The sequence below is a fragment of the Bacillus mycoides genome (assembly GCF_018742245.1).
GTDB classification, from domain to species: domain Bacteria; phylum Bacillota; class Bacilli; order Bacillales; family Bacillaceae_G; genus Bacillus_A; species Bacillus_A cereus_U.
This window is the reverse complement of the sequence record NZ_CP036132.1, coordinates 4,308,927-4,327,624: the sequence shown is the minus strand read 5'-3', so window position 1 is coordinate 4,327,624 and position 18,698 is coordinate 4,308,927. Positions and strand designations below refer to the sequence as shown.

Here is an 18,698-nt window from a genome sequence, read left to right as displayed (position 1 = left end):
GTACACTTTTATATAAAAACGGAACCTTTGAGTAGTCTTAGCGTAATTACACGTATTTGTGATATGATTATATGATGTGATAGCGCTGAAAGGGGAAGAACGATGATCTATTTTGATAATAGTGCGACGACGAAGCCATATCCAGAAGCTCTTCAATCGTACGTAACGGTTGCAGGGAAATATTTTGGTAATCCTTCTTCTATTCACTCGCTTGGAGGAGAGGCAGAGCGTCTATTAACACAATCGAGAACGATTGCGGCACAGCTCCTTCACGTTAAACCTTCTGAAATTATTTTCACATCAGGTGGAACGGAAGGGAATAACCTTGCGATTAAAGGGATAGCGATGAGGAATCGTTCGCGCGGCAAACATATCATTACAACAAATATTGAACACGCGTCTGTGTTTGAGGCATATAAACAATTAGAAGATCTCGGTTTTGATGTAACATATTTACCGGTTAACGAGCACGGTGTTGTATCGGTAGAAGATGTAAAACGAGCGCTTCGTGAAGATACGATTCTTGTGTCAATTATTCACGTGAACAACGAGACTGGAGCGATTCAGCCCGTTGCTGAAATTGGAACATTATTATCGAACCATCCGAAAATAAGATTCCACGTGGACCATGTACAAGGGATAGGAAAAGTACCACTTGATTTATACGCTTCTCATATTGACCTTTGTTCAATATCTGGACATAAATTTCATAGCGTAAAGGGGACAGGTCTTCTTTACGTACGTGATGGTGTAAGATTAGATCCAATCTTATCAGGTGGTCAACAAGAGCTCAAGTATCGTTCAGGTACAGAAAATTTACCTGGTATTGTAGCGATGGTGAAAGCACTTCGTATGACGATGGAACAAGTGAAAGAAAAGGTAGTTCATTTGCAAAATTTACAAACAGAGCTGGTCCGTTTCTTTAAAGAGATGGAAACTGTAACGATTAATACATCACTTGAATATGCGGCACCGCACATTTTAAATGTATCATTTGTCGGTTTAAAACCAGAAGTAGTCGTTCATGCTTTAGAAGAACATGGTGTATATGTATCGACGAAGTCTGCTTGTTCTTCAAAAGCAAATGAAGTGAGCCGAGTACTAGTGTCAATGGGAGTACCGCACGCCGCAGCTACAAGTGCGATTCGCATTAGTTTAGCACCGGACAACACGATGGAAGAAGTAAAACAATTTGAAGGTATTGTTAAAGAGACAATGCCAAAATTATATGAAGTGATGAGGTAAAGAAATATGATGACATATGAATATATTTTAGTTCGTTATGGAGAGATGACGACAAAAGGAAAGAACCGTTCTAAGTTTGTAAGTACGTTAAAAGATAATGTGAAATTCAAATTAAAAAAATTCCCAAACATTAAAATTGATGCAACACATGATCGTATGTACATTCAGTTAAATGGCGAAGACCATGAAGAAATTTCTGAAAGATTGAAAGATGTATTTGGTATTCATAAGTTTAACTTAGCGATGAAAGTACCCTCAGAATTAGAAGATATTAAAAAAGGTGCATTAGCAGCTTTCTTACAAGTAAAAGGTGATGTGAAAACATTTAAAATTACAGTGCACCGTTCTGATAAGCGCTTCCCAATGAAGACGATGGAGTTACTTCCAGAAATCGGTGGGCACATTTTAGAAAATACAGAGGATATCACAGTAGATGTTCATAATCCAGATGTGAATGTACGTATAGAAATTCGCAGTGGTTACAGCTATATTATGTGTGGTGAGCACATGGGAGCTGGCGGTTTACCAGTTGGCGTTGGCGGAAAAGTAATGGTACTTCTTTCTGGTGGTATCGATAGCCCGGTAGCAACTTACTTAACGATGAAACGCGGCGTATCTGTGGAAGCAGTTCATTTCCATAGTCCACCTTTCACAAGCGAGCGCGCGAAACAAAAAGTAATCGATTTAGCACAAGAGTTAACGAAATACTGTAAACGTGTAACACTTCACCTTGTTCCATTTACTGAAGTGCAAAAAACGATTAATAAAGAAATTCCATCTAGCTATTCTATGACAGTTATGCGTCGTATGATGATGCGTATTACAGAGCGTATTGCAGAGGAGCGTAATGCACTTGCAATTACGACTGGTGAAAGTCTAGGACAGGTAGCAAGCCAAACGTTAGATAGTATGCATACGATTAACGAAGTAACAAACTATCCAGTTATTCGTCCGCTTATTACGATGGATAAATTAGAAATTATTAAAATTGCAAAAGAAATTGGAACGTATGATATTTCAATTCGTCCATATGAAGACTGCTGTACAGTATTCACACCAGCAAGTCCATCGACGAAACCGAAGCGTGAGAAAGCAAATCGTTTTGAAGCGAAGTACGATTTCGCGCCGTTAATTGAAGAGGCTGTAGCGAACAAAGAAACAATGGTATTACAAACAGTAGAAGTAGTGGCCGAAGAAGAAAAATTCGAAGAACTTTTCTAAACCCATAAATTACCACATTCAAATGTGTATGAAGTCATGTTGTTTATCACACTCTATACTCACAAGGAGGTGATACAACATGGCAAGCACAAATAAATTAGCAGTATCTGGTGCTCAAGCAGCATTAGATCAAATGAAATACGAAATCGCTCAAGAGTTTGGTGTTCAACTTGGAGCTGATGCAACATCTCGCGCTAACGGATCTGTTGGTGGCGAAATTACTAAACGTCTAGTTTCACTAGCTGAGCAACAATTAGGCGGTTACCAAAAATAATCCCATATACGATGGCTTAGAAAGAGCGGGTTCTCCCGCTCTTTCTTTTTTTGTCATTATTTATCAATAAATCGATATAAATTTATTCAACGGTTCGACATAAATATAAAAAATTTGTCAAAAGAAGAGGGTTCAAAATTAACAGAAAATTCTTTATTATATAAGAGAGGCATAGAAATAAAGGAGGATGTTTATGAAGAGAGAGGAATTGTTGGCGCCGCCATCTTATAACTTAGTTTCGGAAATAGAGAAATATACGAGTGATAAAGAGAAACTTGCTTTAATTTGGCAAGATGATAAAGGGAATAGACGAGAGATTACATATTTTGAATTAATGCAAGGTGCGAATAGAATTGGAAACGCTTTTATAAAAAGTGGCTTACAAAAAGGGGACAAGCTCCTTATTATGATGCCGCGCTTAATTGAAGCTTACATGACGTATATTGCTGCGATTAAAGCAGGATTTGTCGTTATTCCAAGCTCAGAAATGTTGCGTAAAAAAGATATTGAGTATCGTATTGGGCACGGAGAAGTAAAGGCTATCGTAAGTTACGAACCGTATATTGGACAATTTGACGGCGTAGAAGCGGTGGAATCTCTTCAAAAATTCGTCTTGAGCGAGCGTTCAGTAGATGGTTGGACGAATTTAAAAACAGCATTAGAAACAGAAAGTGACATGTTAGAAATGGCGAAGACAGATAAAGAAGATATGGTCTTTTTATCTTATACGTCAGGGACGACAGGAAATCCAAAAGGAGTTGTTCATACGCATGCTTGGGCATACGCTCATTTACGTACAAGCGCTCCGAACTGGCTCGGAATCGAAGAAGATGATGTTGTATGGGCAACGGCTAGTCCAGGTTGGCAAAAGTGGATTTGGAGCCCGTTTGTAGCGACTCTCGGTTCAGGTGCAACAGGATTTGTATACCACGGTAAATTTGAACCGAAAACGTATTTGAATTTATTAGGCGATAATAAGGTGAATGTGCTTTGTTGTACACCGACTGAGTATAGATTAATGGCAAAGGTAGAAAACTTAAATGAGTACAATTTAGAAGCGTTACATAGCGCTGTATCAGCTGGTGAGCCGTTAAACAGAGAAGTGATTGAAACGTTCCAAAGGCATTTCGATATTACGGTAAGAGACGGTTATGGGCAAACGGAAAACACATTACTTGTTGGGATAATGAAAGGGATGGATATTAGACCAGGATCAATGGGAAAACCAACGCCAGGAAACCATGTTGATATCGTAAATGAAGAAGGTATTCCGGTACAGGTAGGAGAAGTTGGTGATATTGCAGTTCACATTGAAACACCAGCACTCTTTAAACAATATTATAAAGACGATGAGCGTACAGCGATGCAATTCCGCGGTGATTATTATATTACCGGTGATAAAGCGAAAAAAGATGAAGACGGCTATTTTTGGTTTGAAGGACGCGGAGATGATATCATTATTAGCTCTGGCTATACAATCGGGCCGTTTGAAGTAGAAGATGCACTTGTAAAACACCCATACGTAAGAGAATGTGCGGTTGTCGCAAGTCCAGATGAAATTCGCGGAAGTGTTGTGAAGGCATTTATCGTATTAAGAGAGAATATAGAAAAGAACGAAGAAACATTAATTCCAGTGCTCCAACAACACGTCAAAGAACTGACTGCACCATATAAATACCCTCGTAAAATTGAATTTGTAGATGAACTACCAAAAACGATTTCCGGAAAAATTCGCCGTATTGAACTTAGAAAACAAGAGATGGAGCTTCCTTCAAAATAATTTTGAAAATGAGGAAGTAAATAGTTGAATGAAATGTAAAACATATGATATTATAAAAACGAACACAAGTTCGATTTTATAAATTTAAAAAAGAGGTGTCCGTATGATTTTAGGTATTAATCCGTACTTAGTTTTAGATGGTGGTGGGCAAGAAGCTGTACAGTTGTATAAAGAGGCGTTAGACGCAAAAGTAGAAGTCATGCAAACTTTTGGTGATATGCCTGAAAATCCAGAATACCCGATTCCAGCTGAAGCGAAAGAGCGCGTTGCACATGCTACTTTAAAAGTTGGTAATACGGAACTTATGATTTCTGATACATTCCCAGGTAAAGGGCATGCGATTGGATCTCAAGTAACAATCGCAATTCAAATTAGTAATGCAGAAAAAGCGAAAGAAGTATTCGATAAGTTACAAGAAGGCGGAGAAGTTATTATGCCACTTCAAGAAACGTTCTGGAGCCCAGCATACGGACAAGTAAAAGATAAATTTAGCATTGAATGGCAAATTACAACGAATCCAACTGAACAAAATTAATTTTTAGAAAAGCACCATTTTTAATCAAAATGGTGCTTTTTTTATACGGATTAATTTCGTAGACTAAAGGGAAAAGGAGATGGGATATATGGGAGAAATTTGGTACGGCGGCACCATTTACACGATGAGAGAAGAAAATGAAAAAGTGGATGCTATTTACGTTGAAAACGGTAGAATCGTTGATATTGGGAGTAAGGAAGAGTTAGAAAACCGATATTCAGAAGTGAAGTTATGTGACTTAGAAGGGAAAACAATGATTCCAGGTCTCGTTGATAGCCATATGCATTTGATTGGTCATGGGGAGAGGCTACTTCGTCTAGACCTGTCAAATTGTACATCTTATAGCGAAGTGCTTACTCTCGTTCAGAAGCGAGTAGAAGAAGCGCCAAAAGGCTCTTGGATTATTGGAGAAGGTTGGAATGAAAATAATTTTACAGATACAAAAGACGTTCACGCACGTGATTTAGATGCAATTTCGAAAGAGCATCCCATTTTATTAAAGCGAGTTTGTCGTCACGTGACATGGGTGAATTCATACATATTGCAAGAAGCGAACGTAACAGAAGAGACGCAAGAACCAAAAGGCGGGAAAATTGGCCGGGATTCATCAAATAAGTTAACAGGACTTTTATATGAACAAGGACAAGAATTAATTAAACATGTTCAGCCTGAAATTGATGAAGCCTATTTACAAGGGGCTTTGCAAACGGCGATTAAAGACTGTTGGCGATACGGACTCGTTGGCGGACATACGGAAGATTTAAATTATTATGGCGGTTTTAGAAAAACATACAATGCGTTTTCACACGTTATAAAAGAAATGCCATTTAAAGCACATTTGCTCGTTCATCATGAAGTAGCGAATGAGCGAAAAGAATATGAAAATGAGCACTACATTGAATTTGGGGCGATGAAAATTTTTTCTGACGGCTCTTTTGGCGGAAGAACAGCTTTATTAAGTAAACCATATGAAGATGCGCAGGAAATGAATGGAGTTGCGATTTTTTCACGTGCGGAGCTTGCAGAGTTAGTGAAGAAAGCTCGTGATTTACATATGCCAGTTGCCATTCATACAATTGGCGACTTATCGCTTGAATATGTCATTGATGCGCTTGAATTATATCCACCAGCAGAAGGATTACGTGACCGCATTATTCATTGCCAGCTTGCCCGTGAAGAATTAATTGAAAGAATGAAGAGTTTGCAAGCAATTATTGATATTCAGCCCGTCTTTGTTTCATCGGATTTTCCGTCAGTGATTGAAAAACTAGGAAAGCATCGTCTTCGTTACGCGTACGCTTGGAAGACATTACTTGGCGCAGGATTGCACTGCAACGGTGGATCTGATGCTCCAATTGAACAAGTAAATCCGTTTTTTGGTATATATAGCGCTGTTACACGTAGAAGTTTTATTGACGGCGTATGCTATATGCCAGAAGAAATATTAACGGTATATGAGGCGGTTTCTTTATTTACAACAGGAAGTGCGTATGCAATTGGAAAAGAGGCAAATCGAGGGCAAATTACAAAAGGATATGAAGCAGACTTTACGATATTAGACCGTAATGTTTTTGAAATTGAGGCGGAAGAAATAAAAGAAGTACAGGCAGAAATGACCGTCATTGATGGGGAGATTGTTTATAGAAAAGACGTGTGAAAATATATCAGCGATTTTCGGAATATATCGACCGCAACTCGAAATATATCAGCGATTATTGAAATATATCGACCGCAATTCAAAATATATCAGCGATTTTTAAAATATATCGATTTACCGACAAAAGCTGACAATAATGGCGACTGCATAGTAAGAGATGGCTGCCCACACCAATCGGGGGAAATAAATAACCGTCGAATTATGGAAATCCCATAATTCGACGGTTATTTTATTACTATAAAAACGTTCTCTGTACTTTTTCCCAGAAGGAATTGTTTTTTAATTTAACAGTTTTAATTTGTTTATCGCTTAAACGAACAACGGCTTTCTCCACTTGTTTAATGCTAAGTGCTTCGTTATCCATACCGATAACAGGGTAATCATTGCCATCTGGTCTAAGTGTTAAAGTTAACGTACGCTCGTGATTTAAAAGAAACGGTGATCCGAGTGTACGGTATGTGTTGTTATTTAAAGATGCTAGTTCGCTTACTTGGAAACATGGGATAAGTGGATCGACAACGGCACCATGTAATGATTTATTGTAAGCGGTACTTCCTGTTGGTGTGGAGATAACTAATCCATCACCTCTAAATGTTTCAAAATGTAAATTGTCGACGTGTACATCTACGACAAATGTTTTAATAATGCTAGAGCGTAATGAAAATTCATTTAAACAATGGAAAGATGTACCATGATCTACATCTACTTTAATTGTTGGATATTTTCGCACTTCAATTTCGTTTTTTGTAATTTCTTGAAGGGCTGTATCAATGTGATCGATGTGGAAATCGCAGTAGAAAGAAATTTCATCTTTCGTAGAAATACCTGCGTATAAGCAATCTTCTCTAAAGCCAGTTTTACGAACGGCTTGTAAGAAAGTTCCATCATCTCCAACACTGACGATAGCGTTTGCATTTTTTGGATGATCTAATATGGTAAATCCATTCTCCTCTAAAATACGATATACTGGTTTCATTTTTTCAACGAGTGTTACTTTGTCATCACCATAAAAGAAAAATAAATTGCGACGATTTGCCATTATGTATCCCTCCACTGCAGTTAAATTTTCTAGTTTTAGTGCTGCATATCATCAGGTTTCATTCTGAATAATATGCTCAAATAGTATATTTCGATATGAAATGTCAAAATCCCTTTTTATTTTTAGAAAAATTTTTATATTCAATTTTATCAAAGGTTGTTTAATGATGAATAAACTTGTCGATAATGGGTATGGAGTGAAAGGATGGTACGAATGAAATGGCTCGTAATTGGAATGATAATTCTTCTACTTTTTATTTTGCTAATACTATTATCGAAAATATCGCTTAAGGTGACGTTTTTATATTCAGAAATGGAAAAACAGTGTTTATTTCAAGTGAAAATATGGATGATTCGATATACGTTTGATGTATTGGAAAGAATTGAAAAACAGCAGAAAAAGACGGGGCAGAAAATCGAAAAAGCTGAGAAAGATGGCGGAATAGATAATAAAATTATGGCACAACTTGATAGCATTGGAGAACTGATAAAAAAGCTTCAAGAAGTTCATACTATTATTAAAGATTTTCTTAAACGAGTGAAAATCAATGGTTGGAAATGGCATTCACAAATTGGAGCAGGCGATGCGGCTAGTACTGGAATTGTCACTGGATATGCATGGGGGACAAAAGGAATGGCTGCTGGAGTTGTAGGACAATATATGCATATTGTCGACGTACCAGAATTTGAAATTACACCTGTTTTTCAAGGAAAGGGATTTGCATCAAGATGTGAATTAACAGCTTCCTTTCATATATTTCGTACTGTGAAAACAGCGGTAAAACTACTCATGTTTATGAGAAAACAAAAGTCTGGTATGACAGATAAATCTGTTCAAGCATAGGGGGGATATAGAATGGACCATCCAATTCAAGGTTTAATGACAACCGCAATGCAGCATTTAAAACAAATGACTGATGTAAATACAATTGTTGGTGATCCAATTAAAGCGGCAGATGGAAGTGTAATTCTTACCGTTTCGAAAGTAAGTTTTGGCTTTGCTGCTGGTGGAAGTGAATTTGGCAAAGTAGAGCATTCAGGCCGTCATCCATTTGGAGGAGGTAGCGGTGGTGGGGTTTCCATTAATCCTGTTGCCTTTCTCGTTATAAATGGAGATGGTGTGAAAGTTTTACATTTAGATAAACAAACACATGTCATTGACAAAATAATTGAATTAGCGCCACAAGCTGTTGATAAAGTGAAAGAAATGATGGATAAACGAAAAGAAGATGATCCGGAATTTCAAATTTAACGAGTAAAGAAGCTAATCAATGGATTAGCTTTTTTATTTTTTTGTAAATAAAGCGATTTTATTTGCATTATCGATAGGGACAAACTATCATTTACATTGTACATATTTTGTTTAAATAAGGGAGGATTTTTAAGTGGCAAATGTAACTTTTAAAGGTAACCCAATGACTTTAGTTGGAACAGAAGTTAAAGTTGGCGATCAAGCGCCTAACTTCCAAGTATTAGCAAATGACTTATCTCCAGTAAGTTTAGAAACATACAAAGGTGAAGTGAAATTAATTAGTGTTGTACCTTCAATCGACACAGGTGTATGTGATGCACAAACTCGTCGTTTTAACGAAGATGCAGCAGGTATTGAAAATACGAAAGTATTAACAATTAGCGCTGATTTACCATTCGCTCAAAAACGCTGGTGTGCAGCTAACGGTTTAGAAAACGTTGCGACACTTTCTGATCACCGTGACCTTTCATTCGGCGAAGCTTATGGCTTAGTAATGAAAGAACTTCGTTTACTTGCTCGTGCAGTATTCGTAGTAGATAGCAATGACAAAGTAGTTTACGTAGAATACGTAAGCGAAGGTACAAGCCATCCAAACTATGAAGCAGCATTAGAAGCAGCAAAATCTGCGAAGTAATGTAAAAGAAGACGACCTCTCATTAAAGTTTCACTTTAGAAGAGGTCGTTTTTTCTCATGTATTGTTAACTGAACCAATATATGAGAAAAGACGTTACATCATAAACAACTTGAAGGGGAGCTCTTAAAAAGAGGTCGCTTTTTCTTTTTGGAAAAAATCACTTTGTGGTATGATATAAGTTATGTGTAAAAGAGAGAAGGAGGAATGTACGTGAGTCAGGCAGTAGAAACATTATTTTCTATTTTTGATTCTTCTACGGTAGTTTTACGTAAAGAATTAGATGTAACATATTTAGAGGCGCTTGTAGAAACAGGTGATAACTTGTTTGAGGGAGCGATTTTACAAGAGGAATTATCCGAATCAACAATTGAAAGGTTGAATCGTGAATATAGTACGTTTAATGAAGAAACATATAAAGGGGAAGAAATTCGTAAAGCATTTCAGCTAGCCATTTTAAAAGGAATGAAAGAAGGCGTGCAAGCGAATCATGAAATGACGCCAGATGCAGTTGGAATGTTCGTGAGCTACTTATTCCATAAATTTATGCAAGGTCAAAAAGAAATTACAGTTTTAGACCCTGCAATTGGAACGGGTAACTTAATGACTACAGTGTTTAATAGCGCCAAAGAAGAACTAGCAATGAGTGGATTTGGTGTAGAAGTGGATGAAGTGCTAATTAAACTTGCTTTAGTAAATGCGAATTTACAAAAGCATGCAATCGAATTCTTCCATCAAGATGGACTAGCACCACTTTATATTGATCCAGTTGATGCAGTTGTTTCAGATTTGCCAATTGGTTACTATCCAAATGAAATCGGTGCAAGTGAATATACATTAAAAGCAGATGAAGGAATGTCATATGCGCATCACTTATTTATTGAACAAAGTGTGAAACATACGAAAGAAGGCGGGTATTTATTCTTCTTAGTACCAAACTTCATTTTTGAAAGTGATCAAGCGCCAAAGCTACATGCATTCATTAAAGAAACATGCTTTATTCAAGGATTGTTACAGCTACCTGTTTCCATGTTTAAAAACGAGAAAAATGCAAAAAGTATATTTGTTCTTCAAAAGAAAGGCCAGGATGTAATAATGCCGAAACAGGCACTATTAGTGGAATTACCTAAATTCTCCAACATGAAGGCTATGGAGAACATGATGGAGCAACTAAATACGTGGTTTGCAACACATAAGTAATGCTAGGTATATGTAACAGGGTTGGTAATTAATGTAGTACAGTTGTATATAATATTTAATATTTTTTAATATATACAAGATTTAACTGAATTTTTTTGAAATCTGTAATATATTTTTTTTCTTGGTGTTACAATTTTTTCACTTGAAATATATGTCGTACGATGTTTAAATTAAAATCGTGAGTATAAAATTTACTAATGATGAAACGTTTTCATAATGAGTGAATTTAATTAGATAAAATCGAGCGGTTTGTGGAATGATCCACACAACTACCAAGAGAAAAAGGGGCGAAAGACTAGATGTCAAAAATCATCGCGATTAACGCAGGAAGCTCTTCCTTAAAGTTCCAATTATTTGAAATGCCAAGTGAAACAGTATTAACAAAAGGTTTAGTAGAACGTATCGGTTTAGAAGATAGTGTCTTCACAATTACTGTAAATGGCGAAAAACAAAAAGAAATTACAAACATCCCAGATCATGCAGTAGCAGTTAACATGCTTCTTAAGAAATTAACTGAAAACGGAATCGTAAAATCTCTTGATGAGATTGGCGGTATCGGTCACCGTGTTGTACACGGCGGCGAAAAATTTGCTGATTCTGTTTTAATTAATGATGAAGTATTAGCTGATATCGAAGAATTAAGCGATTTAGCACCACTTCACAACCCAGCAAACCTTGTTGGTATTAAATCATTCCAAGAAGTACTACCAAACGTACCAGCAGTAGCAGTATTCGATACAGCATTCCACCAAACAATGCCGGAATCTGCATTCCTATACAGCTTACCATATGAGTACTATGAGAAATTTGGCATCCGTAAATACGGTTTCCACGGAACTTCTCATAAATACGTAACTGAGCGTGCGGCTGAATTATTAGGTCGTCCACTTGAAAGCTTAAGCCTACTTTCTTGTCACTTAGGTAACGGTGCAAGTATCGCAGCAGTAGAAGGCGGAAAATCTATCGATACTTCTATGGGCTTCACTCCACTTGCTGGTGTAACAATGGGTACACGTTCTGGTAACATTGACCCTGCGTTAATTCCATATATCATGGAAAAAACAGGCCAAACAGTAGAAGAAGTAGTTAATGTATTAAACAAGAAGAGTGGTATGTTAGGTCTTACTGGTTATTCTAGTGACCTACGTGACATCATTTCTAAAGAAGAAGAAGGCGACCACCGTGCGAAAGTAGCACTTGATGTATTCGTAAGCCGTATCCACAAATACATCGGTTCTTACACAGCTCGTATGAAAGGTGTAGACGCAATCATCTTCACAGCTGGTATCGGTGAAAACAGTGCAGTTATTCGTGAGCGCGTATTAGAAGGCCTTGAGTACATGGGCGTATACTTCGACGTGAAACGCAATAACATCTTTGGTGAAGAAGCATTCATCAGCTTCCCACACTCTCCAGTAAAAATTATCGTAATTCCAACTGACGAAGAAGTTATGATTGCTCGTGACGTATTACGTCTTGGAGATATTGGTTAATATATGCATGAAAAAGACGAGATCCTAAAGGATTTCGTCTTTTTTTGTATATATTTTAAAATTCGATCTGGATATAGTATTTTTTCCTTTTGAATAAATGCAGTGAGGGGAATCCATTTTGCATATGAGGCTGTTTGTTCATCTTTTATATTCAGTATTTCCATTTCATATAGTGATGTGTCTAATAAACGCACAGAATATAGTTGAATGATTTCATGATCAATTTCCTCACCCGAATAAAAAATATTTTCTAAGCATCCTAAATAATCGGTAACTTTTATTTCTGTATGAAGTTCTTCTGTAAATTCTCGAATAACGGTATCTGCTGATTTCTCACCAAGTTCAATTGAACCGCCAAGAGGACGATAATATGTTTCGTCGCCTGTACGATATTCTTGTACGAGAAGTCGATCGTGATGTATAGCAATGCCAAAAGCTTTTGCACGTGGGTACATATGTATAATCGCTCCTTATTTGTTTTGTATAGGGACGATTATAATCTAGCTGAATAGAAACTGGTACCATTTATTCGGATAGGTTGTTGCGACTTCTTAGGTTGTAAATAAAGAACATGCCATGTACAAGCATATTTGCAAATATGATACAATAGAAAAAAATCGAACGAGGTGGTTGTTGCGATGCGATCGAAGCGAGAACAAGCCATTTTAGAAAATATAAAAGAGTGGGAAGGGCAATTAGTAGAGCAAGAAGCGACCGATTTTCAAAAGATGTTTGATAAGTGGTTGCATACTACAGTTGCAAAACTACCTGAGAAAAAACGAAAAGACTTTTTTACGAAAGCAGATGGATGGCTCTTTCATTTGCATGCACTTATTCAAAGTTCACAATCACAGTTAGATGCACGTAATCGTATTTTAGGAACGTCGAGATTATTTGATGAATCCATTGAGCAACTTGAAGATTTGAAGGCGTTATCTATTGATCAATTAACATACATAGCAGAGCAGCAAACAGCACGTCATCGTCTATATTCATTCGTACAAGGTGGAGCAACAGGTGCTGGCGGTCTATTATTATTAACGGCTGATTTTCCGGTTATGATTGCATTAAATGTGAAGGCTGTACAACTTATTGCGACATCATTTGGGCATGATGTGAACAAGCCGTATGAAATGATGCTTGCGTTAAAGGTATTCCATGCAGCATTATTGCCGGCGAGACTTCAGCAATATGCATGGTACAATTTACTGAGAGAACTTGAGCAAGAAGATTCATTCTTTTATGAAGGAGACGAAGAGGTGTTAAAGCCAGCTTCTACTGAGGTTGTGTTAAAACAAATTTTGAAGACATTTTCGATTTATGCTCTTCGTCGCAAATTATTCCAAGGCATTCCTGTACTTGGAATGGCAATTGGATCTACAGTGAACTATCGCTTAACGAGGAATGTTACTGAATTTGCAAATAAGTTTTATCAAGTACGCTACATACTAGAAAAAGAAAAGAGAGCATGAAAAAAAGCGAGAGGCCGAAGCCTTTCGCTTTTTAGTTTGTCGCATGTTTTTTGGACATTGGAATAGAAACGGGTTGCTTTGCTGCTTTCTTTTCTGTTTTTGGATAGTAAATTAAATCCAATGTTTTTGCCTGTACGGCAATCGAAAGAATAGTAAAAGCAATTTCTGTCCAATTTAAATAATATAATGAAAGCGCAAGAACAATCGCGTCAAAGACGAAGAAAATTTGCCCAATTGTAAACCGAGTTCGTTTACTTAATATAATTGTTAAAATATCGTCTCCACCGGTTGCACCGCCAAATCGCAATATAAAACCGAGTCCAATACCAGCTAACGCACCGCCAACTACTGCAGCTACAAATAAATTATTTGATAAATCTACCGTAAAAGGAGAATAATTTTCCATAAGGGAATAAAATACTCCGAATGAAAGTGAACCTAAGAATGAATAGCCAACCATTTTTCTACCTAAAAATGAAGCACATAGTAAAATAATAGGGATATCCATTACTACAGTTGAAATAGATGGTGAAATATCATAAAAATTTTGGATAAATAGTGCAATACCTACAAAGCCACCTTCTGTTAAGTGGTTTTGGAAGTGAATGTGATATAGCGCTGCTGCTAAAATAAATGAACCGATTAAAACCATAAAAACTTCTTTAATAATTTGTCGACTTTGGATGTTCCTCATCGTTATTCCTTCTTTCCGTAGTTAGTAGTCCTTTTGGTGTTGTAAACTAACTACGAGCTCACATGTAGCTTTCAGTTAGTTTACGTAAAACTAACTACGCTATATGTCGCTGAAGAAATAACGAATAATCCTCTCGTCCATCAATTCTCCCTACCTTCGTTTTAGTTTAAGTCTTAAAGCGACTAAACAAAACGTGGAGTAGAATTCTTCATTTAGCAATCCTGCTCTTCTTTGTTTTGTTTAGCTAGTAACAATTAAGTCCTAAACAAAACGCTATGTGTAAGAAGAGTCTTTTTTTTGCCAAATTATCCTTCGGGCAATCATAATTTCCCCACTCTCGTATTTTTTTCGCTAGACTAAAGTATCTGAGCTGAAAAATACGCTACGTGTATGATTCGTCAATACGATGCCACATGCTCCTTCGAGCGATCATGATATCAAAATCCCTTCCTTCAAGATTTATATTATTATATCATACTTTCAAAAAATGTATGCTGATGGAAACCGACAATAACCGGAGGGAATCTACAAAAATTGTTATGTTTAAATATTTTTGTAGAAAAGCCTAAGTTATTTTGCAGGACTGGACAGTTTTTAGAAGTTTGTCCAATAAGTAAGAAAAGATAGCTGTTTATTCAGTTGTATTTTTTTCGTCACTTTTATCTTTAAAAAATGCATCCCAACTAATAACACTTAAAAAAGTTAAAGCGATAATAATGAAAGCTCGCATACATTAAAGGCCTCCTTTCATTCATAAATACGTTTCATTAGTATATGAACGAGATGATTTGTGATGTGTCATTTTTTACAAGGATTACTTGTTGTGAGATTATATTAATATAAATAGATAAAAGGGGATGATGAATCATGTTCAAAGATATGTTCAAGAGAAAGGAATTAGTATGTGCAATTTGCGAGAAAAAGATTCAATATGAAGAAGAACTTGTTGCTTTTGTGAAGTTGCCGAAAGAAAGAAGTATATTAGTAGGCCCGTTTGATGTATGTTTAGCAAAAACGGCGCAAGAAATATATTGCAAAGCTTGTTACGATAAAAAAGCATGACCCAAAGTAAATGAGGGGCATGCTTTTTTCATTGGTGTGCTTTTCCCTCAGATACGTTTTGCGTTAGACGATACCAAAGCCAAAGATCGTTAATAATTGAAGCGAGGTCGGCAATTTCTGAATTAAGCCTACAGGAAATTTCGAAATTATCTTCGTTATTTAAACAATGTTGTTTTTGATTAATATGATGTTCAAGCTCTTGTATACGATCAGGTATTTTTCCGCGAATTTGCTCCCATTTTAATAAAATAGAATGCTGCGCTTGTTCAGAGATGTCTTCCCATTTTTCTTGTATGTTCGGCACTTCAATTCCTAGATGCTCATTGTATATAAAATACTTTTTCATAGACACCCCTCCAGTTTCCTGCCTCTATTTTACATAAAAAAAGAAAGAAGTTCGACGGAATTGTTTGAAAAAAATTATAAATTCCCCTTGATTCATTTTATGAAAGGTGATAAAGTTTGGATTATTATAAGGAAAGATGAATATTTATTCTTTAGGGGGATGCAAAATGGAGAAGAAAAAAGTTGTATTAGCATATTCCGGAGGTCTTGATACTTCCGTTGCAATTAAATGGTTACAAGAGAAGGATTATGATATTATCGCGCTTTGCTTAGATCTAGGGGAAGGTAAAGACTTAGCGTTTGTAAAAGAAAAAGCACTTTCAGTAGGAGCAATTAAATCATATATGATTGATGTTCAAGAAGAATATGCGAATGAATATGCATTGATAGCGATGCAAGCTCACACGTTATACGAAGGGAAATATCCTCTTGTCTCTGCATTATCTCGTCCGCTTATTGCGAAAAAATTAGTAGAAATTGCAGAACAAGAAGGCGCAACGGCAGTTGCACATGGATGTACAGGGAAAGGGAATGACCAAGTTCGTTTTGAAGTTTCTATTCAAGCGTTGAATCCATATTTAGAAGTTATTGCGCCTGTACGTGAATGGAAATGGTCACGTGAAGAAGAAATTGCATATGCAAAAGAAAATGATATACCGATTCCAATTAATTTAGATAGCCCGTTTTCAATCGATCAAAACTTATGGGGACGCAGCAACGAATGTGGAATTTTAGAAGATCCATGGGCAGCGCCGCCAGAAGATGCATACGAGATGACATTAGCATTAGAAGATACACCGAATAAACCAGAGTTTGTAGAAATCGGATTTGAAGCAGGAGTACCGACGACTTTAAACGGCACTGCATATTCACTTTCAGAATTAATTAAAACGTTAAATGCCCTAGCTGGAAAACATGGTGTTGGACGTATCGATCATGTAGAAAATCGCCTTGTCGGTATTAAATCTCGTGAAGTGTACGAATGCCCAGCGGCAATGACATTAATAACAGCGCATAAAGAACTTGAAGATTTAACACTTGTGAAAGAGGTCGCTCATTTCAAACCGATGATTGAGCAAAAACTAACAGAATTAATTTATAACGGTTTATGGTTCTCACCTTTAAAACAAGCACTCAATGCTTTCTTACAAGAAACGCAAAAAAATGTAACAGGTACAGTACGTGTGAAATTATTTAAAGGTCATGCGATTGTAGAAGGACGTAAATCTGAGTACTCTTTATATGATGAAAAACTTGCAACGTATACTGCCCAGGATGAATTTAATCATGATGCAGCAGTTGGTTTCATTTCATTATTCGGTTTACCTACAAAAGTATACAGCCAAGTGAATCAGAAGAAGGTGGAAGCGTGAGCAAACTTTGGGGCGGACGTTTTACAGAAGAAGCGGAAGCGTGGGTAGAAGAATTCGGAGCTTCTATTTCCTTTGATAAGCAATTGGTTAGCCAAGATATAAAAGGGAGTATTGCACACGTTACGATGTTAGCAAAGCAAGGCATCGTTACGAAAGAGGAAGCAGAGAAAATCAAGATAGGGCTTCAATATTTATTAGAAGAAGCGAAAAAGAATAAAATTCATTTCTCGGTAGAAGCTGAGGATATTCACTTAAACATTGAAAAAATGTTAATTGAAAGAATCGGTGAAGTAGGAGGGAAACTTCATACAGGCCGAAGCCGTAATGATCAAGTAGCGACAGATATGCACTTGTATTTAAAAGAAAAAGTAGAAGATATTATAAAAGCTACAAAACAATTGCAAACTGTTCTTGTTCATCAAGCGGAAAATAACATTGAAACCATTATGCCTGGTTATACGCACTTGCAGCGCGCACAGCCTATATCGTTTGCTCATCATATCCTGGCCTACTTTTGGATGTTAGAGCGTGATGTGAATCGTTATGAAGATTCGTTAAAGCGTATTAACATTTCACCATTAGGAGCAGGAGCGCTAGCTGGTACAACATTCCCGATTGACCGAGAATATAGTGCGGAGCTTCTTGGATTTAATGGAATCTATGAAAATAGTTTAGATGCGGTAAGCGATCGTGATTTCATACTGGAGTTTTTAAGTAACTCATCTATGCTTATGATGCACTTATCACGCTTTTGCGAAGAACTTATTTTATGGAGTAGTCAAGAATTTCAATTTATTGAAATGAGCGATCAATACGCAACTGGAAGCAGTATTATGCCGCAAAAGAAAAATCCGGATATGGCGGAACTTATTCGTGGTAAAACGGGCAGAGTATACGGTAATTTATTCAGTTTACTTACAGTAATGAAAGGATTACCACTCGCTTACAATAAGGACTTACAAGAAGATAAAGAAGGAATGTTTGATACAGTAAAAACAGTAGAAGGGTGCCTTCATATTATGGCAGGCATGCTAGAAACGATGACTGTAAACAAAGAAAAAATGGGGCAAGCTGTGACGCAAGATTTTTCTAACGCAACAGAAATTGCTGATTACTTAGCAAATAAAGGACTACCATTCCGTCAAGCTCATGAAATTGTTGGGAAGTTAGTTCTACATTGCACACAAAAAGGAATTTATTTATTAGATGTGCCACTTGAAACATATAAAGAGATGAGTTCGTTATTTGAAGAAGATTTGTATGAGGTTCTGTCACCTTATGCTGCTGTAAAGCGCCGTAATAGTGCTGGCGGAACAGGGTTTGAACAAATCAAAAACGCTTTGGAGAAGGCGAAGGGGTTAGCCATAGAGTTTGTTGGAAGTTAAATGATGTATGATATAGAAGGTAAGGTGCTTTTAAAAAAGT

General features: G+C 36.8%; 19 protein-coding genes. 15 read left to right on the top strand and 4 right to left on the bottom strand.

Features of this window, described 5'->3' with window-relative positions; translation table 11 throughout:
* The first annotated feature begins 102 nt into the window (after positions 1-102).
* The 6 genes from EXW56_RS22190 to EXW56_RS22165 all read left to right on the top strand — a co-directional run bounded on the left by EXW56_RS22190 (position 103) and on the right by EXW56_RS22165 (position 6,712).
* Positions 103-1,245 (top strand): cysteine desulfurase family protein, encoded by a 1,143-nt coding sequence (locus EXW56_RS22190; protein ID WP_215596948.1) that lies wholly within the window; start codon positions 103-105, stop codon positions 1,243-1,245.
* 6 nt (positions 1,246-1,251) lie between these two features.
* Positions 1,252-2,466 carry a tRNA uracil 4-sulfurtransferase ThiI gene (thiI, locus tag EXW56_RS22185; protein ID WP_002112271.1) on the top strand — a complete coding sequence of 405 codons (1,215 nt, stop codon included), beginning with the start codon at positions 1,252-1,254 and terminating at the stop codon, positions 2,464-2,466.
* Positions 2,467-2,545: 79 nt separating this feature from the next.
* On the top strand, positions 2,546-2,740 hold the full coding sequence (locus tag EXW56_RS22180; protein WP_000168891.1) for an alpha/beta-type small acid-soluble spore protein: 195 nt from the start codon (positions 2,546-2,548) through the stop codon (positions 2,738-2,740).
* Positions 2,741-2,933: 193 nt separating this feature from the next.
* Positions 2,934-4,520, top strand: coding sequence for an acyl-CoA synthetase MbcS (gene mbcS / locus EXW56_RS22175; RefSeq protein ID WP_002112269.1), 1,587 nt, complete (start codon positions 2,934-2,936; stop codon positions 4,518-4,520).
* 103 nt (positions 4,521-4,623) lie between these two features.
* Positions 4,624-5,055 (top strand): VOC family protein, encoded by a 432-nt coding sequence (locus EXW56_RS22170; protein ID WP_002199170.1) that lies wholly within the window; start codon positions 4,624-4,626, stop codon positions 5,053-5,055.
* An 88-nt stretch (positions 5,056-5,143) separates the two neighbouring features.
* Entirely contained in the window at positions 5,144-6,712 is a 1,569-nt protein-coding gene (locus EXW56_RS22165) for an amidohydrolase (RefSeq protein WP_215596947.1), read from the top strand.
* 235 nt (positions 6,713-6,947) lie between these two features.
* Here the strand turns inward: EXW56_RS22165 and EXW56_RS22160 are convergent, their stop codons facing one another.
* Positions 6,948-7,751 carry an NAD kinase gene (locus tag EXW56_RS22160; RefSeq protein WP_002199172.1) on the bottom strand — a complete coding sequence of 268 codons (804 nt, stop codon included), beginning with the start codon at positions 7,749-7,751 and terminating at the stop codon, positions 6,948-6,950.
* A gap of 204 nt (positions 7,752-7,955) precedes the next feature.
* Here EXW56_RS22160 and EXW56_RS22155 point away from each other — a divergent pair, with 204 nt between their 5' ends.
* The 5 genes from EXW56_RS22155 (at position 7,956) to ackA (ending at position 12,327) form a co-directional block, all read left to right on the top strand.
* Entirely contained in the window at positions 7,956-8,594 is a 639-nt protein-coding gene (locus EXW56_RS22155; RefSeq protein ID WP_070139997.1) for a DUF2953 domain-containing protein, read from the top strand.
* Between the two features lie 12 nt (positions 8,595-8,606).
* Positions 8,607-9,002 (top strand): GerW family sporulation protein, encoded by a 396-nt coding sequence (ytfJ, locus tag EXW56_RS22150; RefSeq protein ID WP_000350003.1) that lies wholly within the window; start codon positions 8,607-8,609, stop codon positions 9,000-9,002.
* 133 nt (positions 9,003-9,135) lie between these two features.
* On the top strand, positions 9,136-9,636 hold the full coding sequence (tpx, locus tag EXW56_RS22145; protein ID WP_002112256.1) for a thiol peroxidase: 501 nt from the start codon (positions 9,136-9,138) through the stop codon (positions 9,634-9,636).
* A gap of 211 nt (positions 9,637-9,847) precedes the next feature.
* Entirely contained in the window at positions 9,848-10,834 is a 987-nt protein-coding gene (locus EXW56_RS22140) for a class I SAM-dependent methyltransferase (RefSeq protein WP_002112255.1), read from the top strand.
* 299 nt (positions 10,835-11,133) lie between these two features.
* On the top strand, positions 11,134-12,327 hold the full coding sequence (ackA, locus tag EXW56_RS22135; protein ID WP_002199174.1) for an acetate kinase: 1,194 nt from the start codon (positions 11,134-11,136) through the stop codon (positions 12,325-12,327).
* Here the strand turns inward: ackA and EXW56_RS22130 are convergent.
* Positions 12,324-12,782 carry an NUDIX hydrolase gene (locus tag EXW56_RS22130; protein ID WP_215596946.1) on the bottom strand — a complete coding sequence of 153 codons (459 nt, stop codon included), beginning with the start codon at positions 12,780-12,782 and terminating at the stop codon, positions 12,324-12,326. The two genes, ackA and EXW56_RS22130, sit on opposite strands and share 4 nt — an antisense overlap.
* A gap of 183 nt (positions 12,783-12,965) precedes the next feature.
* Here EXW56_RS22130 and EXW56_RS22125 point away from each other — a divergent pair, with 183 nt between their 5' ends.
* Positions 12,966-13,799 carry an EcsC family protein gene (locus EXW56_RS22125; protein WP_002112252.1) on the top strand — a complete coding sequence of 278 codons (834 nt, stop codon included), beginning with the start codon at positions 12,966-12,968 and terminating at the stop codon, positions 13,797-13,799.
* A gap of 31 nt (positions 13,800-13,830) precedes the next feature.
* Here EXW56_RS22125 and EXW56_RS22120 read toward each other — a convergent pair whose 3' ends face one another.
* Positions 13,831-14,493, bottom strand: coding sequence for a YitT family protein (locus EXW56_RS22120; protein WP_002112250.1), 663 nt, complete (start codon positions 14,491-14,493; stop codon positions 13,831-13,833).
* A gap of 867 nt (positions 14,494-15,360) precedes the next feature.
* On the opposite strand from EXW56_RS22120, the gene EXW56_RS22115 reads away from it, so the two are divergent.
* Positions 15,361-15,555 (top strand): hypothetical protein, encoded by a 195-nt coding sequence (locus tag EXW56_RS22115; RefSeq protein ID WP_002112246.1) that lies wholly within the window; start codon positions 15,361-15,363, stop codon positions 15,553-15,555.
* Between the two features lie 28 nt (positions 15,556-15,583).
* Here the strand turns inward: EXW56_RS22115 and EXW56_RS22110 are convergent, their stop codons facing one another.
* Positions 15,584-15,901, bottom strand: a complete 318-nt coding sequence (locus tag EXW56_RS22110; protein ID WP_002160236.1) for a hypothetical protein — start codon at positions 15,899-15,901, stop codon at positions 15,584-15,586.
* 166 nt (positions 15,902-16,067) lie between these two features.
* On the opposite strand from EXW56_RS22110, the gene EXW56_RS22105 reads away from it, so the two are divergent.
* Both EXW56_RS22105 and argH read left to right on the top strand, forming a co-directional pair.
* Positions 16,068-17,273, top strand: a complete 1,206-nt coding sequence (locus EXW56_RS22105; RefSeq protein WP_215596945.1) for an argininosuccinate synthase — start codon at positions 16,068-16,070, stop codon at positions 17,271-17,273.
* Positions 17,270-18,658 (top strand): argininosuccinate lyase, encoded by a 1,389-nt coding sequence (gene argH / locus EXW56_RS22100; RefSeq protein WP_215596944.1) that lies wholly within the window; start codon positions 17,270-17,272, stop codon positions 18,656-18,658. Before EXW56_RS22105 ends, argH begins: the two co-directional genes overlap by 4 nt.
* The last annotated feature ends 40 nt before the right edge of the window (positions 18,659-18,698 follow it).

Excerpts from the sequence above, each read along its gene's own strand:
- ackA (WP_002199174.1), top strand. The coding sequence starts at position 11,134 with ATGTCAAAAATCATCGCGATTAACGCAGGAAGCTCTTCCTTAAAGTTC.
- mbcS (WP_002112269.1), top strand. The coding sequence starts at position 2,934 with ATGAAGAGAGAGGAATTGTTGGCGCCGCCATCTTATAACTTAGTTTCG.
- thiI (WP_002112271.1), top strand. The coding sequence starts at position 1,252 with ATGATGACATATGAATATATTTTAGTTCGTTATGGAGAGATGACGACA.
- ytfJ (WP_000350003.1), top strand. The coding sequence starts at position 8,607 with ATGGACCATCCAATTCAAGGTTTAATGACAACCGCAATGCAGCATTTA.
- EXW56_RS22120 (WP_002112250.1), bottom strand. The coding sequence starts at position 14,493 with ATGAGGAACATCCAAAGTCGACAAATTATTAAAGAAGTTTTTATGGTT.
- EXW56_RS22110 (WP_002160236.1), bottom strand. The coding sequence starts at position 15,901 with ATGAAAAAGTATTTTATATACAATGAGCATCTAGGAATTGAAGTGCCG.
- EXW56_RS22115 (WP_002112246.1), top strand. The coding sequence starts at position 15,361 with ATGTTCAAAGATATGTTCAAGAGAAAGGAATTAGTATGTGCAATTTGC.
- EXW56_RS22160 (WP_002199172.1), bottom strand. The coding sequence starts at position 7,751 with ATGGCAAATCGTCGCAATTTATTTTTCTTTTATGGTGATGACAAAGTA.
- EXW56_RS22170 (WP_002199170.1), top strand. The coding sequence starts at position 4,624 with ATGATTTTAGGTATTAATCCGTACTTAGTTTTAGATGGTGGTGGGCAA.
- EXW56_RS22105 (WP_215596945.1), top strand. The coding sequence starts at position 16,068 with ATGGAGAAGAAAAAAGTTGTATTAGCATATTCCGGAGGTCTTGATACT.
- EXW56_RS22130 (WP_215596946.1), bottom strand. The coding sequence starts at position 12,782 with ATGTACCCACGTGCAAAAGCTTTTGGCATTGCTATACATCACGATCGA.
- EXW56_RS22190 (WP_215596948.1), top strand. The coding sequence starts at position 103 with ATGATCTATTTTGATAATAGTGCGACGACGAAGCCATATCCAGAAGCT.
- EXW56_RS22165 (WP_215596947.1), top strand. The coding sequence starts at position 5,144 with ATGGGAGAAATTTGGTACGGCGGCACCATTTACACGATGAGAGAAGAA.
- EXW56_RS22155 (WP_070139997.1), top strand. The coding sequence starts at position 7,956 with ATGGTACGAATGAAATGGCTCGTAATTGGAATGATAATTCTTCTACTT.
- EXW56_RS22125 (WP_002112252.1), top strand. The coding sequence starts at position 12,966 with ATGCGATCGAAGCGAGAACAAGCCATTTTAGAAAATATAAAAGAGTGG.
- EXW56_RS22180 (WP_000168891.1), top strand. The coding sequence starts at position 2,546 with ATGGCAAGCACAAATAAATTAGCAGTATCTGGTGCTCAAGCAGCATTA.